The organism is Variovorax sp. Varisp46, assembly GCF_059491885.1.
The window spans coordinates 663,775-683,162 of sequence record NZ_CP168515.1 but is presented as its reverse complement, the minus strand read 5'-3'; the positions used below and the strand labels follow the sequence as shown (position 1 = coordinate 683,162).

General features: G+C 64.1%; 11 protein-coding genes and 2 pseudogenes. 6 read left to right on the top strand and 7 right to left on the bottom strand.

Annotated features, from left to right (window positions below; genetic code table 11):
• Window positions 1-350 precede the first annotated feature (350 nt).
• Together ACEN9N_RS03095 and ACEN9N_RS03090 are read right to left on the bottom strand one after the other, a co-directional pair.
• Window positions 351-6,119: pseudogene (locus tag ACEN9N_RS03095) on the bottom strand (ESPR-type extended signal peptide-containing protein); the annotation flags it as partial.
• Window positions 6,120-6,887: 768 nt separating this feature from the next.
• Window positions 6,888-6,968: pseudogene (locus tag ACEN9N_RS03090) on the bottom strand (ESPR domain-containing protein); the annotation flags it as partial.
• A 471-nt stretch (window positions 6,969-7,439) separates the two neighbouring features.
• On the opposite strand from ACEN9N_RS03090, the gene ACEN9N_RS03085 reads away from it, so the two are divergent.
• Complete coding sequence (locus ACEN9N_RS03085; protein ID WP_495655333.1) at window positions 7,440-8,576, top strand: DUF2827 domain-containing protein; 1,137 nt, start codon at window positions 7,440-7,442, stop codon at window positions 8,574-8,576.
• A 20-nt stretch (window positions 8,577-8,596) separates the two neighbouring features.
• Window positions 8,597-9,457 (top strand): hypothetical protein, encoded by an 861-nt coding sequence (locus ACEN9N_RS03080; RefSeq protein WP_495655332.1) that lies wholly within the window; start codon window positions 8,597-8,599, stop codon window positions 9,455-9,457.
• A gap of 74 nt (window positions 9,458-9,531) precedes the next feature.
• Here the strand turns inward: ACEN9N_RS03080 and ACEN9N_RS03075 are convergent, their stop codons facing one another.
• The 5 genes from ACEN9N_RS03075 to ACEN9N_RS03055 all read right to left on the bottom strand — a co-directional run bounded on the left by ACEN9N_RS03075 (window position 9,532) and on the right by ACEN9N_RS03055 (window position 15,563).
• Window positions 9,532-12,117: a bifunctional aconitate hydratase 2/2-methylisocitrate dehydratase gene (locus tag ACEN9N_RS03075; RefSeq protein WP_413314966.1), complete on the bottom strand. Its 2,586-nt coding sequence runs from the start codon at window positions 12,115-12,117 to the stop codon at window positions 9,532-9,534.
• 76 nt (window positions 12,118-12,193) lie between these two features.
• Window positions 12,194-12,742, bottom strand: coding sequence for a hypothetical protein (locus ACEN9N_RS03070; RefSeq protein WP_007830517.1), 549 nt, complete (start codon window positions 12,740-12,742; stop codon window positions 12,194-12,196).
• Between the two features lie 36 nt (window positions 12,743-12,778).
• Window positions 12,779-13,777, bottom strand: a complete 999-nt coding sequence (locus ACEN9N_RS03065) for an HpcH/HpaI aldolase/citrate lyase family protein (protein WP_413314968.1) — start codon at window positions 13,775-13,777, stop codon at window positions 12,779-12,781.
• The gene (gene tam, locus ACEN9N_RS03060) at window positions 13,774-14,562 is read right to left on the bottom strand and encodes a trans-aconitate 2-methyltransferase (RefSeq protein WP_413314969.1); all 789 of its coding nucleotides are present in this window, start codon (window positions 14,560-14,562) and stop codon (window positions 13,774-13,776) included. Before tam ends, ACEN9N_RS03065 begins: the two co-directional genes overlap by 4 nt.
• A gap of 14 nt (window positions 14,563-14,576) precedes the next feature.
• A complete protein-coding gene (locus tag ACEN9N_RS03055) occupies window positions 14,577-15,563 on the bottom strand; it encodes a malate dehydrogenase (protein WP_007830514.1) in 987 nt (328 codons plus the stop codon).
• Between the two features lie 185 nt (window positions 15,564-15,748).
• On the opposite strand from ACEN9N_RS03055, the gene ACEN9N_RS03050 reads away from it, so the two are divergent.
• The 4 genes from ACEN9N_RS03050 (at window position 15,749) to sdhA (ending at window position 19,382) form a co-directional block, all read left to right on the top strand.
• Complete coding sequence (locus tag ACEN9N_RS03050) at window positions 15,749-16,507, top strand: GntR family transcriptional regulator (protein WP_056586796.1); 759 nt, start codon at window positions 15,749-15,751, stop codon at window positions 16,505-16,507.
• Window positions 16,508-16,740: 233 nt separating this feature from the next.
• A complete protein-coding gene (gene sdhC / locus ACEN9N_RS03045) occupies window positions 16,741-17,187 on the top strand; it encodes a succinate dehydrogenase, cytochrome b556 subunit (RefSeq protein ID WP_007830511.1) in 447 nt (148 codons plus the stop codon).
• 13 nt (window positions 17,188-17,200) lie between these two features.
• Window positions 17,201-17,566 carry a succinate dehydrogenase, hydrophobic membrane anchor protein gene (gene sdhD / locus ACEN9N_RS03040; RefSeq protein ID WP_007830510.1) on the top strand — a complete coding sequence of 122 codons (366 nt, stop codon included), beginning with the start codon at window positions 17,201-17,203 and terminating at the stop codon, window positions 17,564-17,566.
• A 7-nt stretch (window positions 17,567-17,573) separates the two neighbouring features.
• On the top strand, window positions 17,574-19,382 hold the full coding sequence (sdhA, locus tag ACEN9N_RS03035) for a succinate dehydrogenase flavoprotein subunit (protein ID WP_007830509.1): 1,809 nt from the start codon (window positions 17,574-17,576) through the stop codon (window positions 19,380-19,382).
• Window positions 19,383-19,388: the final 6 nt, after the last annotated feature.

Here is a 19,388-nt window from a genome sequence, read left to right as displayed (position 1 = left end):
GTCGAGGTCGACAGGCTGGTCACGTTGCTGTTCGTCGTGCTCAAGCCCGTGGACAAGCTGCCGATGCTGCTCGTGGTCGTGCTCAGGCCGGTCGAGACCGATGCCGACAGGCTGGCCACGTTGCTGTTGGTCGTGCTCAGGCCCGTCGACAGGCTGCTGATGCTGCTGGTCGCGGTGCTCAGACCCGTCGAGGTCGACGTGGACAGGCTGTCGATGCTGCTCGTGGCAGTGCTCAGGCCGGTGGAAGTCGAAGTCGAGAGGCTGGCAACGTTGCTGTTGGTCGTGCTCAAGCCGGTGGACAGGCTGCTGATGCCGCTGGTCGCGGTGCTCAAGCCCGTCGAAGTCGACGTGGACAAGCTGTCGATGCTGCTTGTAGCCGTGCTCAGCCCGGTGGAGGTCGACGTGGACAGGCTCGCAACGTTGCTGTTCGTCGTGCTGAGCCCCGTCGACAGGCTGCTGATGCTGCTGGTGGCGGTGCTCAGACCCGTCGAAGTCGACGTGGACAAGCTGTCGATGCTGCTCGTGGCCGTGCTCAGGCCCGTGGAGGTCGAGGTCGACAGGCTGGCCACGTTGCTGTTTGTCGTGCTCAGGCTGGTCGACAGGCTGCCGATACCGCCACCAAGCGAGGTCGACAGCGACGTCAGCTGACCGAAGTTCACTGCATCGGTGGGATTCACACCCGCGGCGACGTTCGTGAGGATGACCGGCGAGGTTGCACCCACGCCTCCCAGCGTGACCCTGGAGTGGCTTGCATCGTCGTACTGGACCGAATTGGCAAGGCCGGTCGACAAGCTGCCGATGCTGCTGGTCGCGGTGCTCAGGCCGCTGGACAGGCTGCTGATGCCGCTCGTTGCGGTGCTCAGGCCAGTCGAGGTCGACGTCGACAGGCTGGCCACGTTGCTGTTGGTCGTGCTCAGGCCGCTCGACAGACTGGTGATACCGCTGGTCGCAGTGCTCAGACCCGTCGAGGTCGAGGTCGACAGGCTGGTTACGTTGCTGTTGGTCGTGCTGAGGCCGGTCGAGAGGCTGCTGATGCCGCTGGTCGCAGTGCTCAGACCGGTCGAGGTCGAGGTCGACAGGCTGGTTACGTTGCTGTTGGTCGTGCTCAGGCCGGTGGACAGGCTGCTGATGCCACTGGTCGCGGTGCTCAAACCCGTCGAGGTCGACGTGGACAGACTGTCGATGCTGCTCGTGGCCGTGCTCAGACCGGTGGAGGTCGAGGTCGACAGGCTGGCGACGTTGCTGTTCGTCGTGCTCAGGCCAGTGGACAGGCTGCTGATGCCGCTGGTGGCCGTACTCAGACCCGTAGAGGTCGAGGTCGACAGGCTGGCGACGTTGCTGTTTGTCGTGCTCAAGCCAGTGGACAGGCTGCTGATGCCGCTGGTTGCCGTGCTCAGGCCCGTCGAAGTCGAGGTCGACAGGCTCGCCACATTGCTGTTGGTAGTGCTCAGTCCAGAAGACAGGCTGCTGATGCTGCTCGTTGCGGTGCTCAGGCCAGTCGAGGTTGAAGTCGACAGGCTAGCAACATTGCTGTTCGTCGTGCTCAGCCCCGAGGACAGACTGGTGATACCGCTCGTCGCAGTACTCAGCCCTGTCGATGTGGAGGTCGACAGGCTGCTCACATTGCTATTGGTCGTGCTGAGGCCCGTCGAAAGGCTGCTGATGCCGCTGGTCGCGGTGCTCAGACCCGTCGAGGTCGACGTGGACAAGCTGTCGATGCTGCTCGTCGCTGTGCTCAGACCGGTGGAGGTCGAGGTCGACAGGCTGGCGACGTTGCTGTTGGTCGTGCTCAAGCCGCTCGACAGACTGGTGATACCGCTGGTCGCCGTACTGAGACCCGTCGAGGTCGAGGTCGACAGGCTGGCCACGCTGCTGTTCGTCGTGCTCAGGCCGGTGGACAGGCTGCTGATGCCACTGGTCGCGGTGCTCAGTCCAGTCGAGGTCGAGGTGGACAGGCTGTCGATGCTGCTCGTAGCGGTGCTCAGACCGGTCGACGTCGACGTCGACAGGCTGGCCACGTTACTGTTGGTCGTGCTCAGGCCGCTCGACAGGCTGGTGATACCGCTTGTCGCAGTGCTCAGGCCGGTGGACAGGCTGCTGATGCCACTGGTCGCGGTGCTCAGGCCCGTCGAAGTCGACGTGGACAAGCTGTCGATGCTGCTTGTGGCGGTGCTCAGACCGGTCGACGTCGACGTCGACAAGCTGGCCACGCTGCTGTTCGTAGTGCTCAAGCCAGTGGACAGGCTGCTGATGCCGCTTGTTGCAGTGCTCAGGCCCGTCGAAGTCGAGGTCGACAAGCTGGCCACGTTGCTGTTCGTCGTGCTCAGGCCGCTCGACAGACTGGTGATACCGCTTGTTGCAGTGCTCAGGCCCGTCGAAGTCGAGGTCGACAAGCTGGCGACGTTGCTGTTGGTCGTGCTCAGGCCGGTGGACAGGCTGCTGATGCCGCTCGTTGCGGTGCTCAGGCCAGTCGAGGTCGAGGTGGACAGGCTGTCGATGCTGCTCGTGGCCGTGCTCAGACCCGTGGAGGTCGAAGTCGACAGGCTGCTCACATTGCTGTTGGTTGTGCTGAGGCCCGTCGAAAGGCTGTTGATGCCGCTCGTCGCTGTGCTCAAGCCGGTGGAGGTCGAGGTCGACAGGCTGGCGACATTGCTGTTCGTCGTGCTGAGGCCGCTCGACAGACTGGTGATACCGCTAGTCGCCGTGCTCAGACCCGTCGAGGTCGAAGTCGACAGGCTGCTCACGTTGCTGTTGGTCGTGCTGAGGCCAGTCGAGGTCGACGTCGACAGGCTGGTTACGTTGCTGTTTGTCGTGCTCAGGCCGGTGGACAGGCTGCTGATGCCGCTCGTTGCGGTGCTCAGACCGGTGGAGGTCGAGGTCGACAGGCTGCTCACATTGCTGTTGGTCGTACTCAGGCCGCTCGACAGGCTGCTGATGCCGCTGGTCGCCGTGCTCAAGCCGGTGGAGGTCGAGGTGGACAGGCTGTCGATGCTGCTCGTAGCAGTGCTCAGACCCGTGGAGGTCGAGGTCGACAAGCTGGCGACGTTGCTGTTGGTCGTGCTGAGGCCCGTCGACAGGCTGCTGATGCCGCTCGTCGCTGTGCTCAAGCCGGTGGAGGTCGAGGTCGACAGGCTGGCGACGTTGCTGTTCGTCGTGCTCAGGCCGGTGGACAGGCTGGTGATGCCGCTGGTGGCCGTGCTCAGGCCCGTCGAGGTCGAAGTCGACAGGCTGCTCACATTGCTGTTGGTTGTGCTGAGGCCCGTCGAAAGGCTGCTGATGCCGCTCGTCGCGGTACTCAAGCCGGTCGAAGTCGACGTGGACAAGCTGTCGATGCTGCTGGTAGCCGTACTCAGCCCGGTAGACGTCGAGGTCGACAGGCTGGCGATACCGCTGGTCGCCGTGCTCAAACCGGTCGAGGTCGACGTGGACAGGCTAACCACGTTGCTGTTTGTCGTGCTGAGACCCGTCGACAGGCTGCTGATGCCGCTTGTCGCAGTACTCAGGCCCGTCGAGGTCGAAGTCGACAAGCTGGCCACGTTGCTGTTGGTGGTGCTCAAGCCGCTCGACAGGCTAGAAATACCGCTGGTGGCCGTGCTCAGCCCCGTGGAAGTCGAAGTCGACAGACTGCCGATACTGCTCGTCGCAGTGCTCAGGCCGGTTGACGTCGAGGTCGACAAGCTGGCAACAGTACTGTTGGTCGTGCTCAGGCCGGTCGACAGACTGTCGAGACCGCTGCCCGCCGTGCTCAAAGCGGTCGACAGGCTGGAGATGCCGCTGGTGGCCGTACTCAGCCCCGTGGAGGTCGAGGTCGACAGGCTGGCGACGGCACTGTTGGTCGTGCTCAGGCCGGTCGACAACGAACCCGCGGTCGTGGAAAGTTGGCTGACATTGACGGCATCCTGCGGAGCACTGCCCGGGGCCACCCCCGTGATCTGGCGATTGCCCACGTTTACCTCGCCCGACGAGGTTTGCGGCGCGGCTAGGCCGAAGGCGGTGTAGTTGGTCAGCGCCCCCACGTTGGCCACTGAGCCAGCGCCCAGCGCTACGCTGTTGGCCACGTTGGTCTGCGCATTCAAGCCCAGCGCCACGCTGGCGTTGCCATTCGATATCGCGTTCTGGCCGATGGCCACGCTGTCGGCACCGAGAGCCTGACTGTCTGCACCCGTACTGTTGGTATGGAAATACTTCGTACCGGTGTTGTAGATCGTGCTGACCGACGAACTCAGCGTACTCAGGTTGCTGTTCGTCGTGCTCAGCCCCGTCGACAAGCTTCCAATGCCGCTGAAGGAGGTGCTCAGGCCCGAGGATGTCGAAGTTGAGAGGCTGCTGAGGCTGCTGTTGGTCGTGCTGAGGCCCGTCGACAGGCTGGTGATGCCGCTGGTCGCAGTGCTCAAACCCGTCGAAGTCGACGTGGACAAGCTGCCGATGCTGCTCGTAGCCGTGCTCAGACCGGTCGACGTCGAGGTCGACAGGCTAGCCACATTGCTGTTCGTCGTGCTCAAGCCACTCGACAGACTTGTGATGCCGCTGGTCGCGGTGCTCAGCCCCGTGGAGGTCGAGGTCGACAGGCTGGCGACGTTGCTATTGGTCGTGCTCAGGCCGCTCGACAGGCTGGTGATACCGCTGGTAGCTGTGCTCAGGCCCGTCGACGTCGAGGTCGACAAGCTACCCACACTGCTGTTCGTCGTGCTCAGGCCGGTGGAGAGGCTGCTGATACCGCTGGTCGCGGTGCTCAGCCCGGTGGACGTTGAAGTCGACAAGCTGGCAACGTTGCTGTTCGTCGTGCTGAGCCCCGTCGACAGGCTGCTGATGCCGCTTGTTGCAGTGCTCAGGCCCGTCGAGGTCGACGTAGACAGGCTGGCCAGGTTGCTGTCCGTTGTGCTGAGGCTGGTAGACAAGCTACCGATACCGCTGGTCGCAGTGCTCAGACCCGTCGAAGTCGAAGTCGACAGACTGCTCACATTGCTGTTGGTTGTGCTGAGGCCCGTCGAAAGGCTGCCGATGCCGCTCGTCGATGTGCTCAAGCCGGTGGAGGTCGAGGTCGACAGGCTGCTGATGCTGCTGGTGGCTGTGCTCAGCCCCGTGGAGGTCGAAGTCGACAGGCTGGCGACAGCACTGTTGGTCGTACTCAGGCCGCTCGACAGGCTGGTGATACCGCTCGTAGCAGTGCTAAGACCCGTCGAAGTCGAAGTCGACAAGCTGGAGACATTGCTGTTCGTCGTGCTCAGGCCGCTTGACAGGCTCGTGATGCCGCTGGTTGCGGTGCTCAGGCCTGTGGAGGTCGAGGTCGACAAGCTCGTCACATTGCTGTTGGTGGTGCTCAGACCAGAAGACAGGCTGGTGATGCCGCTCGTCGCAGTGCTCAAACCCGTCGAAGTCGACGTGGACAAGCTGCCGATGCTGCTCGTAGCCGTGCTCAGGCCGGTCGACGTCGAGGTCGACAGGCTGGCCACATTGCTGTTGGTGGTGCTCAACCCAGAAGACAGGCTGGTGATTCCGCTCGTTGCCGTGCTCAGGCCTGTGGAGGTCGAAGTCGACAAGCTCGCCACATTGCTATTGGTGGTGCTCAGGCCCGTCGAAGTGGAAGTCGACAGGCTGGCCACATTGCTGTTCGTCGTGCTCAAGCCACTCGACAGACTTGTGATGCCGCCGGTTGCGGTGCTCAGCCCCGTGGAGGTCGAGGTCGACAGGCTAGCCACATTGCTGTTGGTGGTGCTCAACCCAGAAGACAGGCTGGTGATTCCGCTCGTTGCCGTGCTCAGGCCTGTGGAGGTCGAAGTCGACAAGCTCGCCACATTGCTATTGGTGGTGCTCAGGCCCGAGGACAGGCTGGTGATACCGCTCGTCGCAGTGCTCAACCCCGTGGAGGTCGATGTGGACAAGCTGGCGACCTTGCTGTTCGTCGTGCTCAGGCCGGTCGACAGACTGCTGATGCCACTGGTCGCTGTGCTCAGACCCGTCGACGTCGACGTCGACAAGCTGCTGATGCTGCTATCGGTCGTGCTCAATCCGGAAAACAGCTGGCTGCCGTTGATCGCATCCGTCGAGCTGGATGTCACGCGGCCCGCGGCCACATTGGTGACTTGGCGCTCCGAACCCACAGCGCCGACGCTGACCACTCCGATCGGTGCAGCGCCTGCGAAGCCCCCATAGGTGACGCTTCCGACGGTTGCACTGGGAACGGCCGTCGCTGCAGCCGTCGTGCTGCCATCGCCCAGCGCGACGCTGCGCGCGGTGCTCGCGACGGCGCCGCGGCCGATGGCAATGCCGGATGTTGCAGCAGCAACCACGGATGACTCGCCGCCAATGGCGATGGCATCGGATGCACCTGCCTGCGCTCCCTTGGTCGCATTGCTGCCGATGGCAACAGCTCCAGCGCCCGAGGCGGTCGTGGAATTGGCAACGCTCAGCGGTGTAGTCCCATTTCCCCCTGAGCCTCCTATCGCAACAGCATTGATAGCTGAAGCGTTGCTCCCGAAGCCCATCGCGATACTCGAGATGCCCGTTGCGCTGGACTCCAGGCCAAAGGCAGTGCTCCACTTATTCGCGTTGCTGAGAAGACCGAACGCCGCAGCACCGTCGCCGCCCGCCGTTGCAAAGGCGCCCAACACAGTAACGCCAACAAATCCCCCACCAACGGCATTACAGCCCTCGACGACCGAGTACGTGCCCGAGCCATCTTGCGCCGGCGAACCGCCGCCTGCGGGCCCGTTAGTTGTCGTGCCGGGATTGATTCGACCGACCACACCGCTCGAAAAGGTGGCGCACGTTTCGTTCGTTCTGACAACATTGGCTAGCGATGCAGTCGGCCACCCCTGCATCAATCCAAATGCGGCAGCGACCGCGGCCAATACGGGCATGGATCTTGTCGTCCCGCTACTCCGTTTACCCCGTGCCGAAGTGATTTCGGACGTAGCCACCCATGCACCAAGTGCTTCGTTCCAGATGCTTCTGTAGGACTTGTTCATTTGCTTTGATTCGGCTCGCGGTGAGAAACGGGCAGGTTGAGATCGACCAACAGTGCGATGCGCCCTGCGCCAGGTTCCATCGCTGAAGGCACACGCAGGCGCCTTGATTGCAGGAATGCTGGAATGTACGGACTTGTTTACATTTAGGAGTAATTGCCGGGACCAGGAAAACCAATCCTGATGATTTAGTTCACAAAACCCGGCGAAGAGTTACTTTTCCCGGAGGCGGTAGTTGTCGGAGTACTACGGCCAGAAGAGCAACTTCTAGAATGCCAACAGAGAGCAACTTCGCTCAACGCTGCCCTTACTGCTGCCTTCTGGGCGATCGGCGATCCACTCTCTTTTTCGCAAGATTCAAGGGTGACTACCCGGAAAAATATGAAATTCATCACAAAAATCCGGACGAATTCGATATACGGATACGGTCTTAAATGGCCTGCCCTAGGCAATTAACATTTACGAAACAATTTAATGCCACCCGCTTCCAAGCTTCGCATCGGCATCACCATCGGCCTCCACCACGAGGCCGAAACCCTCTGGAACAACGGCATCAAGCAGAACGCCGTGTTCCTTGCAGAAGCGCTAAAGCACTGCCCGGGCGTGGCCTCGGTGGTGTTGGTCAACACCACGGCGACCCCCATCACCCCTTCCCTGCCCTGGGACCAGATGCGTTGGCCCACCGTGACCTTCGAGGCGGCCAGGGACAACGTGGACGTGCTGATCGAGCTCGGTGGCCAGATCGACCCGGCGCAGACCGACTACCTGAAGCGACGAGGCGCGCGGCTGGTGTCCTACTGCTGCGGCTTCGAATACGTGCACGCCATGGAGTCGATGCTGTTCAACAAGCCGCTCTGGGGGCAAAACCTGTTCGTGAACCAGCGCTACGACGACATCTGGATGGTTCCGCAGGTGGCAAACATCAGCCAACCCTACTTCGAGGTGCTGCGTCGGGCCGAAGCGCGGCCCGTGCCCTTCGTCTGGAGCCCCGTGTTTCTCGACGAACGCACGCGCGCCCTGCCCGATGCCGGCGTCTATCAGCCGCACGCCGGGCCGCGCCGGCTGAGCGTGATGGAGCCGAACATCAACGTAGTGAAGTTCTGCCTCTACCCCGTCCTGATCGCCGAACTGGCCTACCGCGCGCGGCCCGGCTCCATCGCACTGCTGCAGGTCACCAACGCCGAACGCCTGGCCAGGGAGAACATGGAGTTCATCACGCTGATGAACCAGCTCGACCTCGTCCGCGAGCACAAGGCGGTGTTCCTCGGGCGGCACGAAACGCCTGTTTTCCTGGCGCAGAACACGGACATCGTTGTCTCGCACCAGTGGGAGAACCCGCTCAACTACTTCTACCTGGAAACCTGCTGGCAGGGCTATCCGCTGGTGCACAACGCGCATCTGTGCGCGGACCTCGGCTACTACTACGAGGGCAACGATGTGGCCGGTGGCAGCGACCGGGTGCTCGAAGCCATCGACACGCATGATGCGCAGGCAGCCGCCTATCGCGAGCGCCAGCGCAGCCTGATCGACCGCTACCTCCCCGGCAACGCCGCGGCCACCGAGGTCTACAACAACCTGCTGCTCGGCCTGATGCAGCGCCCTGCCCGATAGACAGGCACACGGAGCCCGCAATGCTTGACCCGTCCGAACTCGGGCAGTTCTTTCCCGTGGTCGTGACGCCGAGTCACGACGGCAAGTTCTTCCAGAACTACGTCGCCTCGATGCTGAACTTCACGGTCCAGGCCGAGCGCGCCGGCATGCGGATGCAGGTGCTGATGCACCAGGGCGAGAGCCTGGTGACGCGCGCGCGGAACAACTGCGTGGCCCAGTTCCTCGCCAATCCGCAATGGACCCACCTGTTCTGGATTGACGCCGACATCGGCTTCTCGGCGCAGGCGGCCTTCCGGCTGCTGCTGTCGGGCTACGACATCGCGGCCGGCGTCTACCCGTTGAAGCGGGAGAACTGGCCCGATGGCGGCGTGGCCGCGGGCACGACGCAGCAGCAGTTCGAGGCCACCTTCACCCGCTACACGGTCAACGCCAAAGCTTCGGAGACCACTTCGCAGGTCGAGCTCACGATCCAGCCTGACGGCTTCATGGAGATGACCGAGGCGCCGACCGGCTTCATGGTGATCAAGCGTGCTGTGTTCGAGCGGCTCATGGCGAGCTACCCTGATCTCCGCTACGTACCCGACAGCATCGGCGAGGCCGACCTCGGCCTGCACTACCGCTTCTTCGATGTCATGGTCGACCCGCAGACGCGTCGCTATCTCTCGGAAGACTACGGCTTCTGCCGCCTGTGGTCGGGGCTGGGCGAGTCGATCTACATCGATGCCAATTCCAACCTGACGCACCAGGGCGCCAAGCTGTACCGCGGCGACTTCGCCAACTCGTTGCTGACCTCCCTGCCCCATGCAGTGGGCGGCCCGGTCGGCGCGAAGATGGTGCTCACGGGCCAGGAGTACCTGCAGCCCAACGCGCCGTCGCTCTGAGCAACGAGGGGCGCATCGCCCACAAAAAAGCCCCGCCGAAGCGGGGCTTTTTGATTGGAGCGATCCGAAGAAGATCAGGCCGCGACCGTGTCCGCCACGCCCTTGTAGTCTTCGATCTTGTCGAAGTTCAGGTACTGGTAGATCTGCGCGCTGGACGCATCGAGCACGCCCGTGGCGGCCATGTACTCCTCGCGGGTCGGGATGCGACCGAGGCGCGAGCAGATGGCGGCCAGCTCGGCCGAGCCGAGGTACACGTTGGTGTTCTTGCCCAGTCGGTTGGGGAAGTTGCGGGTGCTGGTCGACATCACCGTGGCGCCTTCGCGCACCTGCGCCTGGTTGCCCATGCACAGCGAGCAGCCCGGCATTTCGGTGCGAGCACCTGCATTGCCGAACACGCCATAGTGGCCCTCTTCGGTGAGCTGGTGTGCGTCCATCTTGGTAGGCGGCGCGATCCAGAGCTTGACCGGAATGTCGCGCTTGCCCTCGAGCAGCTTCGACGCGGCGCGGAAGTGGCCGATGTTGGTCATGCACGAGCCGATGAACACTTCGTCGATCTGGGCTCCGGCCACGTCGCTGAGCGTCTTCACGTCGTCGGGGTCGTTCGGGCAGGCCACGATGGGCTCGTGGATCTCGGCCAGGTCGATTTCGATGACAGCGGCGTATTCGGCGTCGGCGTCGCCCTTGAGCAGTTGCTGGTCGGCCAGCCATGCCTCTTGCGCGGCGATGCGGCGTTGCAGCGTGCGCGCGTCGGTATAGCCTTCGGCAATCATCCACTTCATCAGCGTGATGTTGCTGTTGATGTACTCGGCGATCGGCTCCTTGTTCAGGTGCACGGTGCAACCAGCGGCCGAGCGTTCGGCCGAAGCGTCGCTCAGCTCGAAGGCTTGTTCCACCTTCAGGTCGGGCAGGCCTTCGATTTCGAGGATGCGGCCCGAGAAGATGTTCTTCTTGCCTTGCTTGGCCACGGTCAGCAGGCCCGCCTTGATGGCGTACAGCGGAATGGCGTTGACCAGGTCGCGCAGCGTGACGCCGGGCTGCATCTTGCCCTTGAAGCGCACGAGCACCGACTCGGGCATGTCCAGCGGCATCACGCCGGTGGCGGCCGCGAAGGCCACGAGGCCGGAGCCGGCCGGGAAGCTGATGCCGATGGGGAAGCGGGTGTGGCTGTCGCCGCCGGTGCCGACGGTGTCGGGCGTCAGCAGGCGGTTGAGCCAGGAATGGATCACGCCGTCGCCCGGGCGCAGCGACACGCCGCCGCGGTTGGCCATGAACTCGGGAAGTTCGTGGTGCATCTTGACGTCGACCTTCTTCGGGTATGCGGCCGTGTGGCAGAACGACTGCATCACGAGGTCGGCCGAGAAGCCCAGGCAAGCCAGGTCCTTCAGCTCGTCGCGCGTCATCGGGCCGGTGGTGTCCTGCGAGCCGACCGAGGTCATCTTGGGTTCGCAATACGTGCCCGGGCGCACGCCCTGGCCTTCGGGCAGGCCGCAGGCGCGGCCGACCATCTTCTGCGCGAGCGAGAAGCCCTTCTTGGTGTCGACGGGGCTGGTCGGCAGGCGGAACAGCGTCGACACGGGCAGGCCCAGTGCCTCGCGCGCCTTGGCCGTCAGGCCGCGGCCGATGATCAGCGGAATGCGGCCGCCGGCGCGCACTTCGTCGAACAGCACGTCGCTCTTGACCTGGAATTCGGCGATGACCTTGCCGTCCTTCAGCGCCTTGCCCTCGTAGGGACGCAGTTCGACCACGTCGCCCATTTCCATCTGCGTGACGTCGAGTTCGATCGGCAGCGCGCCCGAGTCTTCCATCGTGTTGTAGAAGATGGGAGCGATCTTGCCGCCGAGGCAGACGCCGCCGAAACGCTTGTTAGGAACGAAGGGAATGTCTTCGCCGGTGAACCAGAGCACCGAGTTGGTGGCGCTCTTGCGCGACGAACCCGTGCCGACCACGTCGCCCGCGTAGGCCACGAGGTGGCCGCGCGCGCGCAGGTCTTCGATGAACTTCACCGGGCCGCGCTTGCCGTCTTCCTCGGGCACGATGCCGGGGCGCGCGTTCTTGTGCATCGCCAGGGCGTGCATCGGAATGTCGGGACGGGTCGTCGCGTCGGGGGCGGGCGACAGGTCGTCGGTGTTGATTTCGCCAGCCACCTTGAAGATGCTGACGGTGATGCTCTTCGGCACTTCGGGGCGGCTGGTGAACCACTCGGCGTCGGCCCAGCTTTGCAGCACGCCCTTGGCGTGCACGTTGCCCTTGTCGGCCTTTTCCTTGACGTCGTGGAACTGGTCGAACATCAACAGGGTTTTCTTCAGGCCTTCGGCCGCCACGGCGCCGACTTCGGCGTCGTCGAGCAGGTCGATCATGGGGCTGATGTTGTAGCCGCCGAGCATGGTGCCAAGCAGTTCGGTGGCGCGGGCGCGCGACAGGAACTCGCTCTTCTCGGTGCCGTGGGCCACGGCCGCAAGGTAGCTCGCCTTGACCTTGGCCGCGTCGTCGACGCCGGCAGGCACACGATGGGTGAGCAGATCGAGCAGGAAGGCGCCGTCCTTGGCATTCGCGCTCTTGAGGAGCTCGATCGCTTCAGAGGTCTGCTTCGCGCTCAAAGGCAGCGGCGGGATACCGAGCGCGGCGCGTTCGGCAACATGGTCAACGTAGGCTTGCAACATCTTCTTTTCTCCGGAAACTGGGCTGGCGGGCGTGCAACGCAGCAAGCAAGAGCCGCGCCGCACGCCGTTTCGTTACTTACTTCTTGGCCGGGTCGGCGCCTTCGAAAAGGCTCTTCGGCGGGTTTTTCTTCATTTCTTCTGCAAACGCGACCTGGGCGGCCGTCTGGCATTCGTCGGCGATGCGCAGTCCGGCCTTCTGGTTCATCAGCATCGACTTGTTGCCAAGCTGCAGCCACATGGCGCCGGCACGCGGGTCTTCGAGGCGGATGGCGCCGGTGCGGCTTTCGACCGGGTGCATCCGGTACTTCAGGCCCTTGGTGGTCACGGTGAAGAAGCCGGGCTTCTTCTCGTCGGGCGTGACGGTCACGTCGGCGCCGAGTTCGCACTGGGCACGGCCGGTCGACACGCGCTGGGCCACGGCCAGGTCAGCGTCGTTGAGCGTCACGTCGGTATCGGTGTTGACCGGGGTGACTTCCTCGACGGCCTTGGCGGCGCGGCGGGTGACTTGATGCTTGGCCGGCGCCTTCTTGGCCGTCGTCTTGGCGGCGGGCTTGGCCGCATCCTGGGCCAGTGCGGCGAACGGCAGCGCCAACGCGACGGCGGCAATCAGGGCAATTTTCTTCATGTGTGGGTTTCCTTGAGGCTGGATTCAGGGGTGGTTTCAGGAGGCCGCGAGCGCAAACCAGGCTTTCGCCTCGGGGGGCAACGCGCGCCCTGTTGCATGGGCACGCGTCAAGACCTGCCAAAAGTGGCGGTAGCTCGCGCGGTCGTGCAATGTGCCATCAATTTGTGTCGGAGCCCAATCCGCGGCCGCGGCTTTTGCAATGATTTGTGAGGCGATCTGAATCTGCGCCTCATCCGGCGCAAAGGCCTCGAGGATGGGGCGGATCTGGTTCGGGTGGATGCTCCACATGCGCGTGTAGCCGAATTCGTCGGCCGCCTTGCGCGCCGCCGTACGCATGGCATCGGTGTTGTTGAACTCGGTAACCACGCAGTGCGACGGCACCTTGCCATAGGCATGTGCGGCCGACGCGATGGCCAGCTTGGCGCGCACCACCAGCGGGTGGCTGAACTGCCCTGCCGCCCCCATGCCATCGGCGGGGATCGCACCAGCATGCGCCGAGACGAAATCCATGAGGCCGAAGCTCAGCGACTGCACGCGCGGATGGGCCGCAATCTCGAAGGCGTTGTGCACGGCGAGCGGCGATTCGATCAGCACGTGCAGCGGCAATGCGTCGGCATCCGCCGCCTCGAGCGCCGCAACAGCCTGCAACACATCGGCCACCGATTCGACCTTCGGCACCATCAGGTGGCTCAGGCGTTGGGCGGCACGGCCCGCAATGGTGATCACGTCGCCAGCAAAGGCGGGGTGATCGACGGGGTGCACGCGCACGCCGACGCGCATGCCGGGTTTCGCGGCCAGCGCCAGTTCGGTAACGAGCGCGGCATGCTCGGCTTCGCCACCCACGGGGGCGCCGTCTTCGCAATCGAGGGTGACGTCGAATACGCAGGCGCCGAACTCCTCGGCCATCTCGGCCTGGAGCGCGAGGCTCTTCTTCATGCGCGCCTCGACGCCGCTGTAGTGATCGCACACGGGCAGCGTCACGGCGCCGGCCTGTGCACCCAGCAGCACTTCGGCGGGATGGGCGGTGTGGGTCATGCCCTGCCCTTTTGCGCCACGATGAACATGCGCGGGAAGGCGAGCAGCCGCTTGCCGTCGGCGCGGGCGGGATACGCCTCGTCCACGCGGCGCTGATACTCGGCGAGGTAGCTCGCCTGCAGGTCGACCGGCAAGCGGTCGACGAAAGGCTTCAGGCCGGTGCTGCGCACCCATTCGACGATGGAGGCGGCATCGGCCATGCGGTGCTGGTAGATCGTGTGCCAGACATCGACGCTGGCGGCATGCGGCGCCAGCAGGTCGTAGTAGCCGCTGAGCGGCAGCAGCAGGGTGCGCAGCCTGTCGGCATCGCCGATGGGCTCGGCCCACGGCGCTTCGGCCGCCAGCGCGCGCATCAGGCGGTGTGTAGGTTCCTGACGGTTGTCGGGCATCTGGATGGCGAGCACGCCACCCGGGGCCAGCGCGTCGAACAGGCGCGGGATCAGCTTTTCGTGATCGGGCACCCATTGCAGGGACGCATTGGCGTAAATGAGGTCGGGCGCTTGTTCCGGAGACTGCGGCGCCCAGGTCGCGATGTCGCTCAACTCGAAGCCTGCCTTCGGCAGCCGCTCGCGCGCGCTGACCAGCATGGCTTCGGAGTTGTCGGTTCCGAGGACTTGCGCCTTCGGGAACCGCTGCACCAGCAGCTCGGTGGAATTGCCCGGCCCGCAACCGAGGTCGACCACGCGGTCGGCTTCGGTCAGCGGCACCCGCGCGAGGAGCTCCTGCGCGGGTCGTGTGCGCTCGTCCTCGTAGCGACGGTAGAGCGCGGGATTCCAGTCGAGCATGCTGAGCGAGTTGCTTACAGCAGATGGGCGACGCCGGCGCGTTCGCCTTCGAGCTCTTCGAGCGTCTTGTTGATGCGTTCCTGGCTGAATGCATCGATCTCGAGGCCTTCGACCAGCTTGTACTCACCGTTTTCGCAGGTGACCGGAAAGCCGAACATCACGTCCTTCGGAATGCCGTACTGGCCATCCGACGGGATACCCATCGTGACCCACTTGCCGTTGGTGCCCAGGGCCCAGTCGCGCATGTGGTCGATGGCAGCGTTGGCGGCCGAGGCGGCAGACGACAGGCCGCGAGCTTCGATGATGGCCGCGCCGCGCTTGCCGACGGTCGGCAGGAAGGTGTTCGCGTTCCATTCCTGGTCGTTGATCATCTTGGCGACGGACTCGCCCTTGATCGTGGCGAAACGGTAGTCGGCGTACATCGTGGGCGAGTGGTTGCCCCAGACGGTGAGCTTTTCGATGTCGGCCACGGGCTTGCCGGTCTTGGCGGCGATCTGGCTGGCAGCGCGGTTGTGGTCCAGGCGCAGCATGGCGGTGAAGTTCTTGCGCGGCAGGTCCGGTGCGCTCTTCATGGCGATGTAGGCGTTGGTGTTGGCCGGGTTGCCGACCACCAGCACCTTGACGTTGCGGCTGGCGACGGCGTTCAGTGCCTTGCCCTGTGCGGTGAAGATGGCACCGTTGACGGCCAGCAGTTCGGCACGTTCCATGCCGGGGCCGCGGGGACGCGAGCCGACGAGCAGTGCGTAGTCGGCGTCCTTGAAGGCGGTCATCGGGTCGCCGTGGGCTTCCATGCCGGCCAGCAGCGGGAAGGCGCAGTCGTCGAGTTCCATCATCACGCCCTTGAGCGCCTTCTGGGCCTTCTCGTCGGGGATTTCGAGCAGCTGAAGAATGACCGGCTGGTCTTTGCCGAGCATTTCACCGGAGGCGATACGGAACAACAGGGCGTAACCGATTTGACCGGCGGCACCGGTGACGGCAACGCGGACGGGCTTTTTGCTCATGGGAAGACTCCAGAAGGTGATGAAAACGGTGTTGGCGCTCTCGTGGGGCGCCAGGGTCCTGCGGGATCGGAATACCTTCCCGCAGCGCGGGACCGGCCGCATTTTAAGCCGATTCAATGAGCCTCGTCTTATGTCTTATATAAGATATCCTCCTGGGGTCCGCCAAGGCGCACCCCACCGCTGCCATGAACACGCCCACCACACTCGACGAGCCCCCGACGCCGTCCTTCAGTCCGCTCTACCAGCAGATCAAGACCCTGATCCTGCAGAGCCTGCAGGCGGGCGAGTGGAAGCCGGGCGAGCCCATCCCGAGCGAGATGGAACTGGCCGTGCGCTTTCGCGTGAGCCAGGGCACGGTGCGCAAGGCCATCGACGAACTCTCGGCCGAAAACCTGGTGGTGCGCCGCCAGGGCAAGGGCACCTTCGTCGCCACGCATGCCGAGCAGCATGTGCAGTACCGCTTCCTCAAGCTCGTACCCGATGCGGGCGACCCGAACACCGAAGGTCCCGCGGTACGCACCATCGTCGACTGCAAGCGCCTGCGCGCATCGGCCGACGTGGCGCGTGCCCTCGGCCTGCGCACGGGCGACGCGGTGCTGCAGGTGCGGCGCGTGCTCGCCTACGGCGGCGTGCCGACCATCCTCGAAGACCTCTGGCTGCCTGGCACACCCTTCAAGGGACTCACCGCCGAGCGGCTGCGCGCGTGGCCCGGCCCGATGTACGCGCTGTTCGAGACGGAGTTCGGCGTGCGCATGGTGCGTGCCGAAGAAAAGATCCGCGCCGTGCTGCCCGATGCCGAACAGGCCGCGCTGCTCGACGTGACACCGCAGATGCCCCTGCTGAGCGTGGAGCGCGTGGCGCACACCTACCATGACATGCCGATGGAACTGCGTCGCGGGCTCTATCGCACCGACACCCACCACTACAGAAACCAGCTGGGCTGACCCGATGCAGACGAAAGCCGGATACCGGTGCGCCAGCGTGCGCACACAACGCGTGCGAAGCGCAGCGAAGTCAAGAGCATCCGACTGCAACGGTGCACTGACTCGCATGCGTCCGCTGCCCGATGGTGCATTGCAATAGAATTTTGCGTTGTTTGCATTTCCGCAGAAGAAACAAAAGCGTTCGCTCTCAGAACAAGCCAACAAGTCACAAAGCCACGAAAGCAATCCCCCCAATGACAGAGCTTGCAACCCCTCCCCGGCCACCGCGTCGCGAATTCCGCAACATCAATGCCTTCACGGACCTCACGACCTATCGGCTGCCGCCGGCGGGCATCGTGTCGATCCTGCATCGCGTCAGCGGCGTGCTGATGTTCCTGCTGCTGCCGTTCATCATCTGGATGTTCGACACGTCGCTGTCATCCGACTATTCGTTCGCGAGATTCAAGAGCGCCTTCAACGTCGGCATCGGCTTCGCTCCGGGATGGTTCTTCAAGCTCGTCGCGCTCGCGCTCATCTGGGCCTACCTGCACCACTTCATCGCCGGCCTGCGCCATCTCTGGATGGACGTGAGCCACGCTGCCGTGACCAAGGAGTTCGGCCATACCTCGGCCGTCGTCACGCTGGCACTGAGCATCCTGCTCACCGTGGTGCTCGGCGCCAAGCTGTTCGGCCTGTACTGAGAAGGAGCCAACCATGTCTGTGAATTACGGCTCCAAGCGCATCGTCGTCGGCGCTCATTACGGTTTGCGCGACTGGCTCAGCCAGCGCATCACGGGCGGCCTGATGGCGCTCTTCACGATCATCCTGCTCGCACAGCTGATCTTCTCGCGCGGCCCCATCGGCTACGACCTCTGGGCCGGCATCTTCGCCGCGCAGTGGATGAAGGTGCTGACCTTCTCCGTGATCGCTGCCCTGCTCTATCACGTATGGGTCGGCATGCGCGACGTGTGGATGGACTACGTCCAGCCCGTCGGTATTCGCCTCGCCCTGCAAATTTTCACCATCGTCTGGCTTGTCGGTTGTGCGGGTTGGGCCATTCAAGTGCTTTGGAAGATCTGACCCCACCATGACCTACACAAAAGAAAAAATCACCAAACGCAAGTTCGACGTCGTGATCGTCGGTGCCGGCGGTTCCGGCATGCGCGCCTCGCTGCAACTCGCACGCGCCGGCCTCAACGTGGCCGTGCTCTCGAAGGTGTTCCCCACGCGTTCGCACACCGTTGCTGCGCAGGGCGGCGTCGGCGCCTCGCTCGGCAACATGAGCGAGGACAACTGGCACTACCACTTCTACGACACGATCAAGGGTTCCGACTGGCTCGGCGACCAGGACGCGATCGAGTTCATGTGCCGCGAAGCACCGAAGGTCGTGTACGAGCTCGAACACTTCGGCATGCCCTTCGACCGCAACCCCGACGGCACGATCTACCAGCGTCCGTTCGGCGGCCACACGGCCAACTACGGCGAGAAGCCCGTGCAGCGCGCCTGCGCCGCGGCCGACCGCACCGGCCACGCGATGCTGCACACGCTCTATCAAAAGAACGTCGAAGCCCGCACCCAGTTCTTCGTCGAATGGATGGCGCTCGACCTCATCCGTGACGACGAAGGCGACGTGGTCGGCGTGACCGCGCTCGAAATGGAAACCGGCGACCTGCACATCCTGCAGGCCAAGACCGTGCTGCTGGCCACCGGCGGCGCAGGCCGCATCTTCCAGGCCTCGACCAACGCCTTCATCAACACCGGCGACGGCCTCGGCATGGCCGCGCGCTCGGGCATTCCGCTGCAGGACATGGAGTTCTGGCAGTTCCACCCGACCGGCGTGGCCGGCGCGGGCGTGCTGCTGACCGAAGGCTGCCGCGGCGAAGGCGCCATCCTGCTCAACAGCAACGGCGAACGCTTCATGGAGCGCTATGCGCCCACGCTGAAGGACCTGGCACCGCGCGACTTCGTCTCGCGCTCGATGGACCAGGAAATCAAGGAAGGCCGCGGCTGCGGTCCCAACAAGGACTACGTGCTGCTCAAGCTCGACCACCTCGGTGCCGACACCATCCACAAGCGCCTGCCTTCGGTGTACGAAATCGGCGTCAACTTCGCCAACGTCGACATCACGAAGGAGCCGATTCCCGTGGTGCCGACCATCCACTACCAGATGGGCGGCATTCCGACCAACATCCACGGCCAGGTCGTCATCCAGAAGGGTGAAGAGAACAGCGCCGTGGTGAACGGTCTCTACGCCGTGGGCGAATGCTCCTGCGTGAGCGTGCACGGCGCCAACCGCCTGGGCACCAACTCGCTGCTCGACCTCTTGGTGTTCGGCCGGGCGGCCGGCAACCATATCGTCGAGTTCAACGACAAGCTCAAGGAACACAAGGAACTGCCCAAGGATGCGGCCGACCGCACGCTGGAGCGCCTGAACCGCCTCGAGTCGACCACCGGCGGCGAATACGCGCAGGACGTGGCCGGCGAGATCCGAGCCGTCATGCAGCAGCACGCGGCCGTGTTCCGCAAGCAGGCCTCGATGGACGAAGGTGTGACCAAGATCGCCGCCGTGCGCGAACGCGTCAAGGCCATCGGCCTGAAGGACAAGTCCAAGGTGTTCAATACCGCCCGCATCGAAGCGCTGGAAGTCGACAACCTGATCGAAGTGGCGCAGGCCACGATGGTCTCGGCCGCCGCCCGCAAGGAATGCCGCGGCGCCCACACCGTGGAAGATTACGAACGCCCGGCGGACGATCCTGTCGCGCCGCTCGGCCGCGACGACGCCAACTGGATGAAGCACACGCTCTGGTACAGCGCGGACAACCGCCTCTCGTACAAGCCGGTCAAGCTGCAGCCCCTGACGGTCGCATCGGTGCCCCCGAAGGTCCGGACATTCTAAAAATTA

Bases quoted from the DNA above. Each gene is read 5' to 3' on its own strand.
- ACEN9N_RS03055 (WP_007830514.1), bottom strand. From the start codon at position 15,563: ATGAGCAAAAAGCCCGTCCGCGTTGCCGTCACCGGTGCCGCCGGTCAA.
- sdhC (WP_007830511.1), top strand. From the start codon at position 16,741: ATGACAGAGCTTGCAACCCCTCCCCGGCCACCGCGTCGCGAATTCCGC.
- tam (WP_413314969.1), bottom strand. From the start codon at position 14,562: ATGCTCGACTGGAATCCCGCGCTCTACCGTCGCTACGAGGACGAGCGC.
- sdhA (WP_007830509.1), top strand. From the start codon at position 17,574: ATGACCTACACAAAAGAAAAAATCACCAAACGCAAGTTCGACGTCGTG.
- ACEN9N_RS03075 (WP_413314966.1), bottom strand. From the start codon at position 12,117: ATGTTGCAAGCCTACGTTGACCATGTTGCCGAACGCGCCGCGCTCGGT.
- ACEN9N_RS03065 (WP_413314968.1), bottom strand. From the start codon at position 13,777: ATGACCCACACCGCCCATCCCGCCGAAGTGCTGCTGGGTGCACAGGCC.
- ACEN9N_RS03050 (WP_056586796.1), top strand. From the start codon at position 15,749: ATGAACACGCCCACCACACTCGACGAGCCCCCGACGCCGTCCTTCAGT.
- sdhD (WP_007830510.1), top strand. From the start codon at position 17,201: ATGTCTGTGAATTACGGCTCCAAGCGCATCGTCGTCGGCGCTCATTAC.
- ACEN9N_RS03070 (WP_007830517.1), bottom strand. From the start codon at position 12,742: ATGAAGAAAATTGCCCTGATTGCCGCCGTCGCGTTGGCGCTGCCGTTC.
- ACEN9N_RS03080 (WP_495655332.1), top strand. From the start codon at position 8,597: ATGCTTGACCCGTCCGAACTCGGGCAGTTCTTTCCCGTGGTCGTGACG.
- ACEN9N_RS03085 (WP_495655333.1), top strand. From the start codon at position 7,440: ATGCCACCCGCTTCCAAGCTTCGCATCGGCATCACCATCGGCCTCCAC.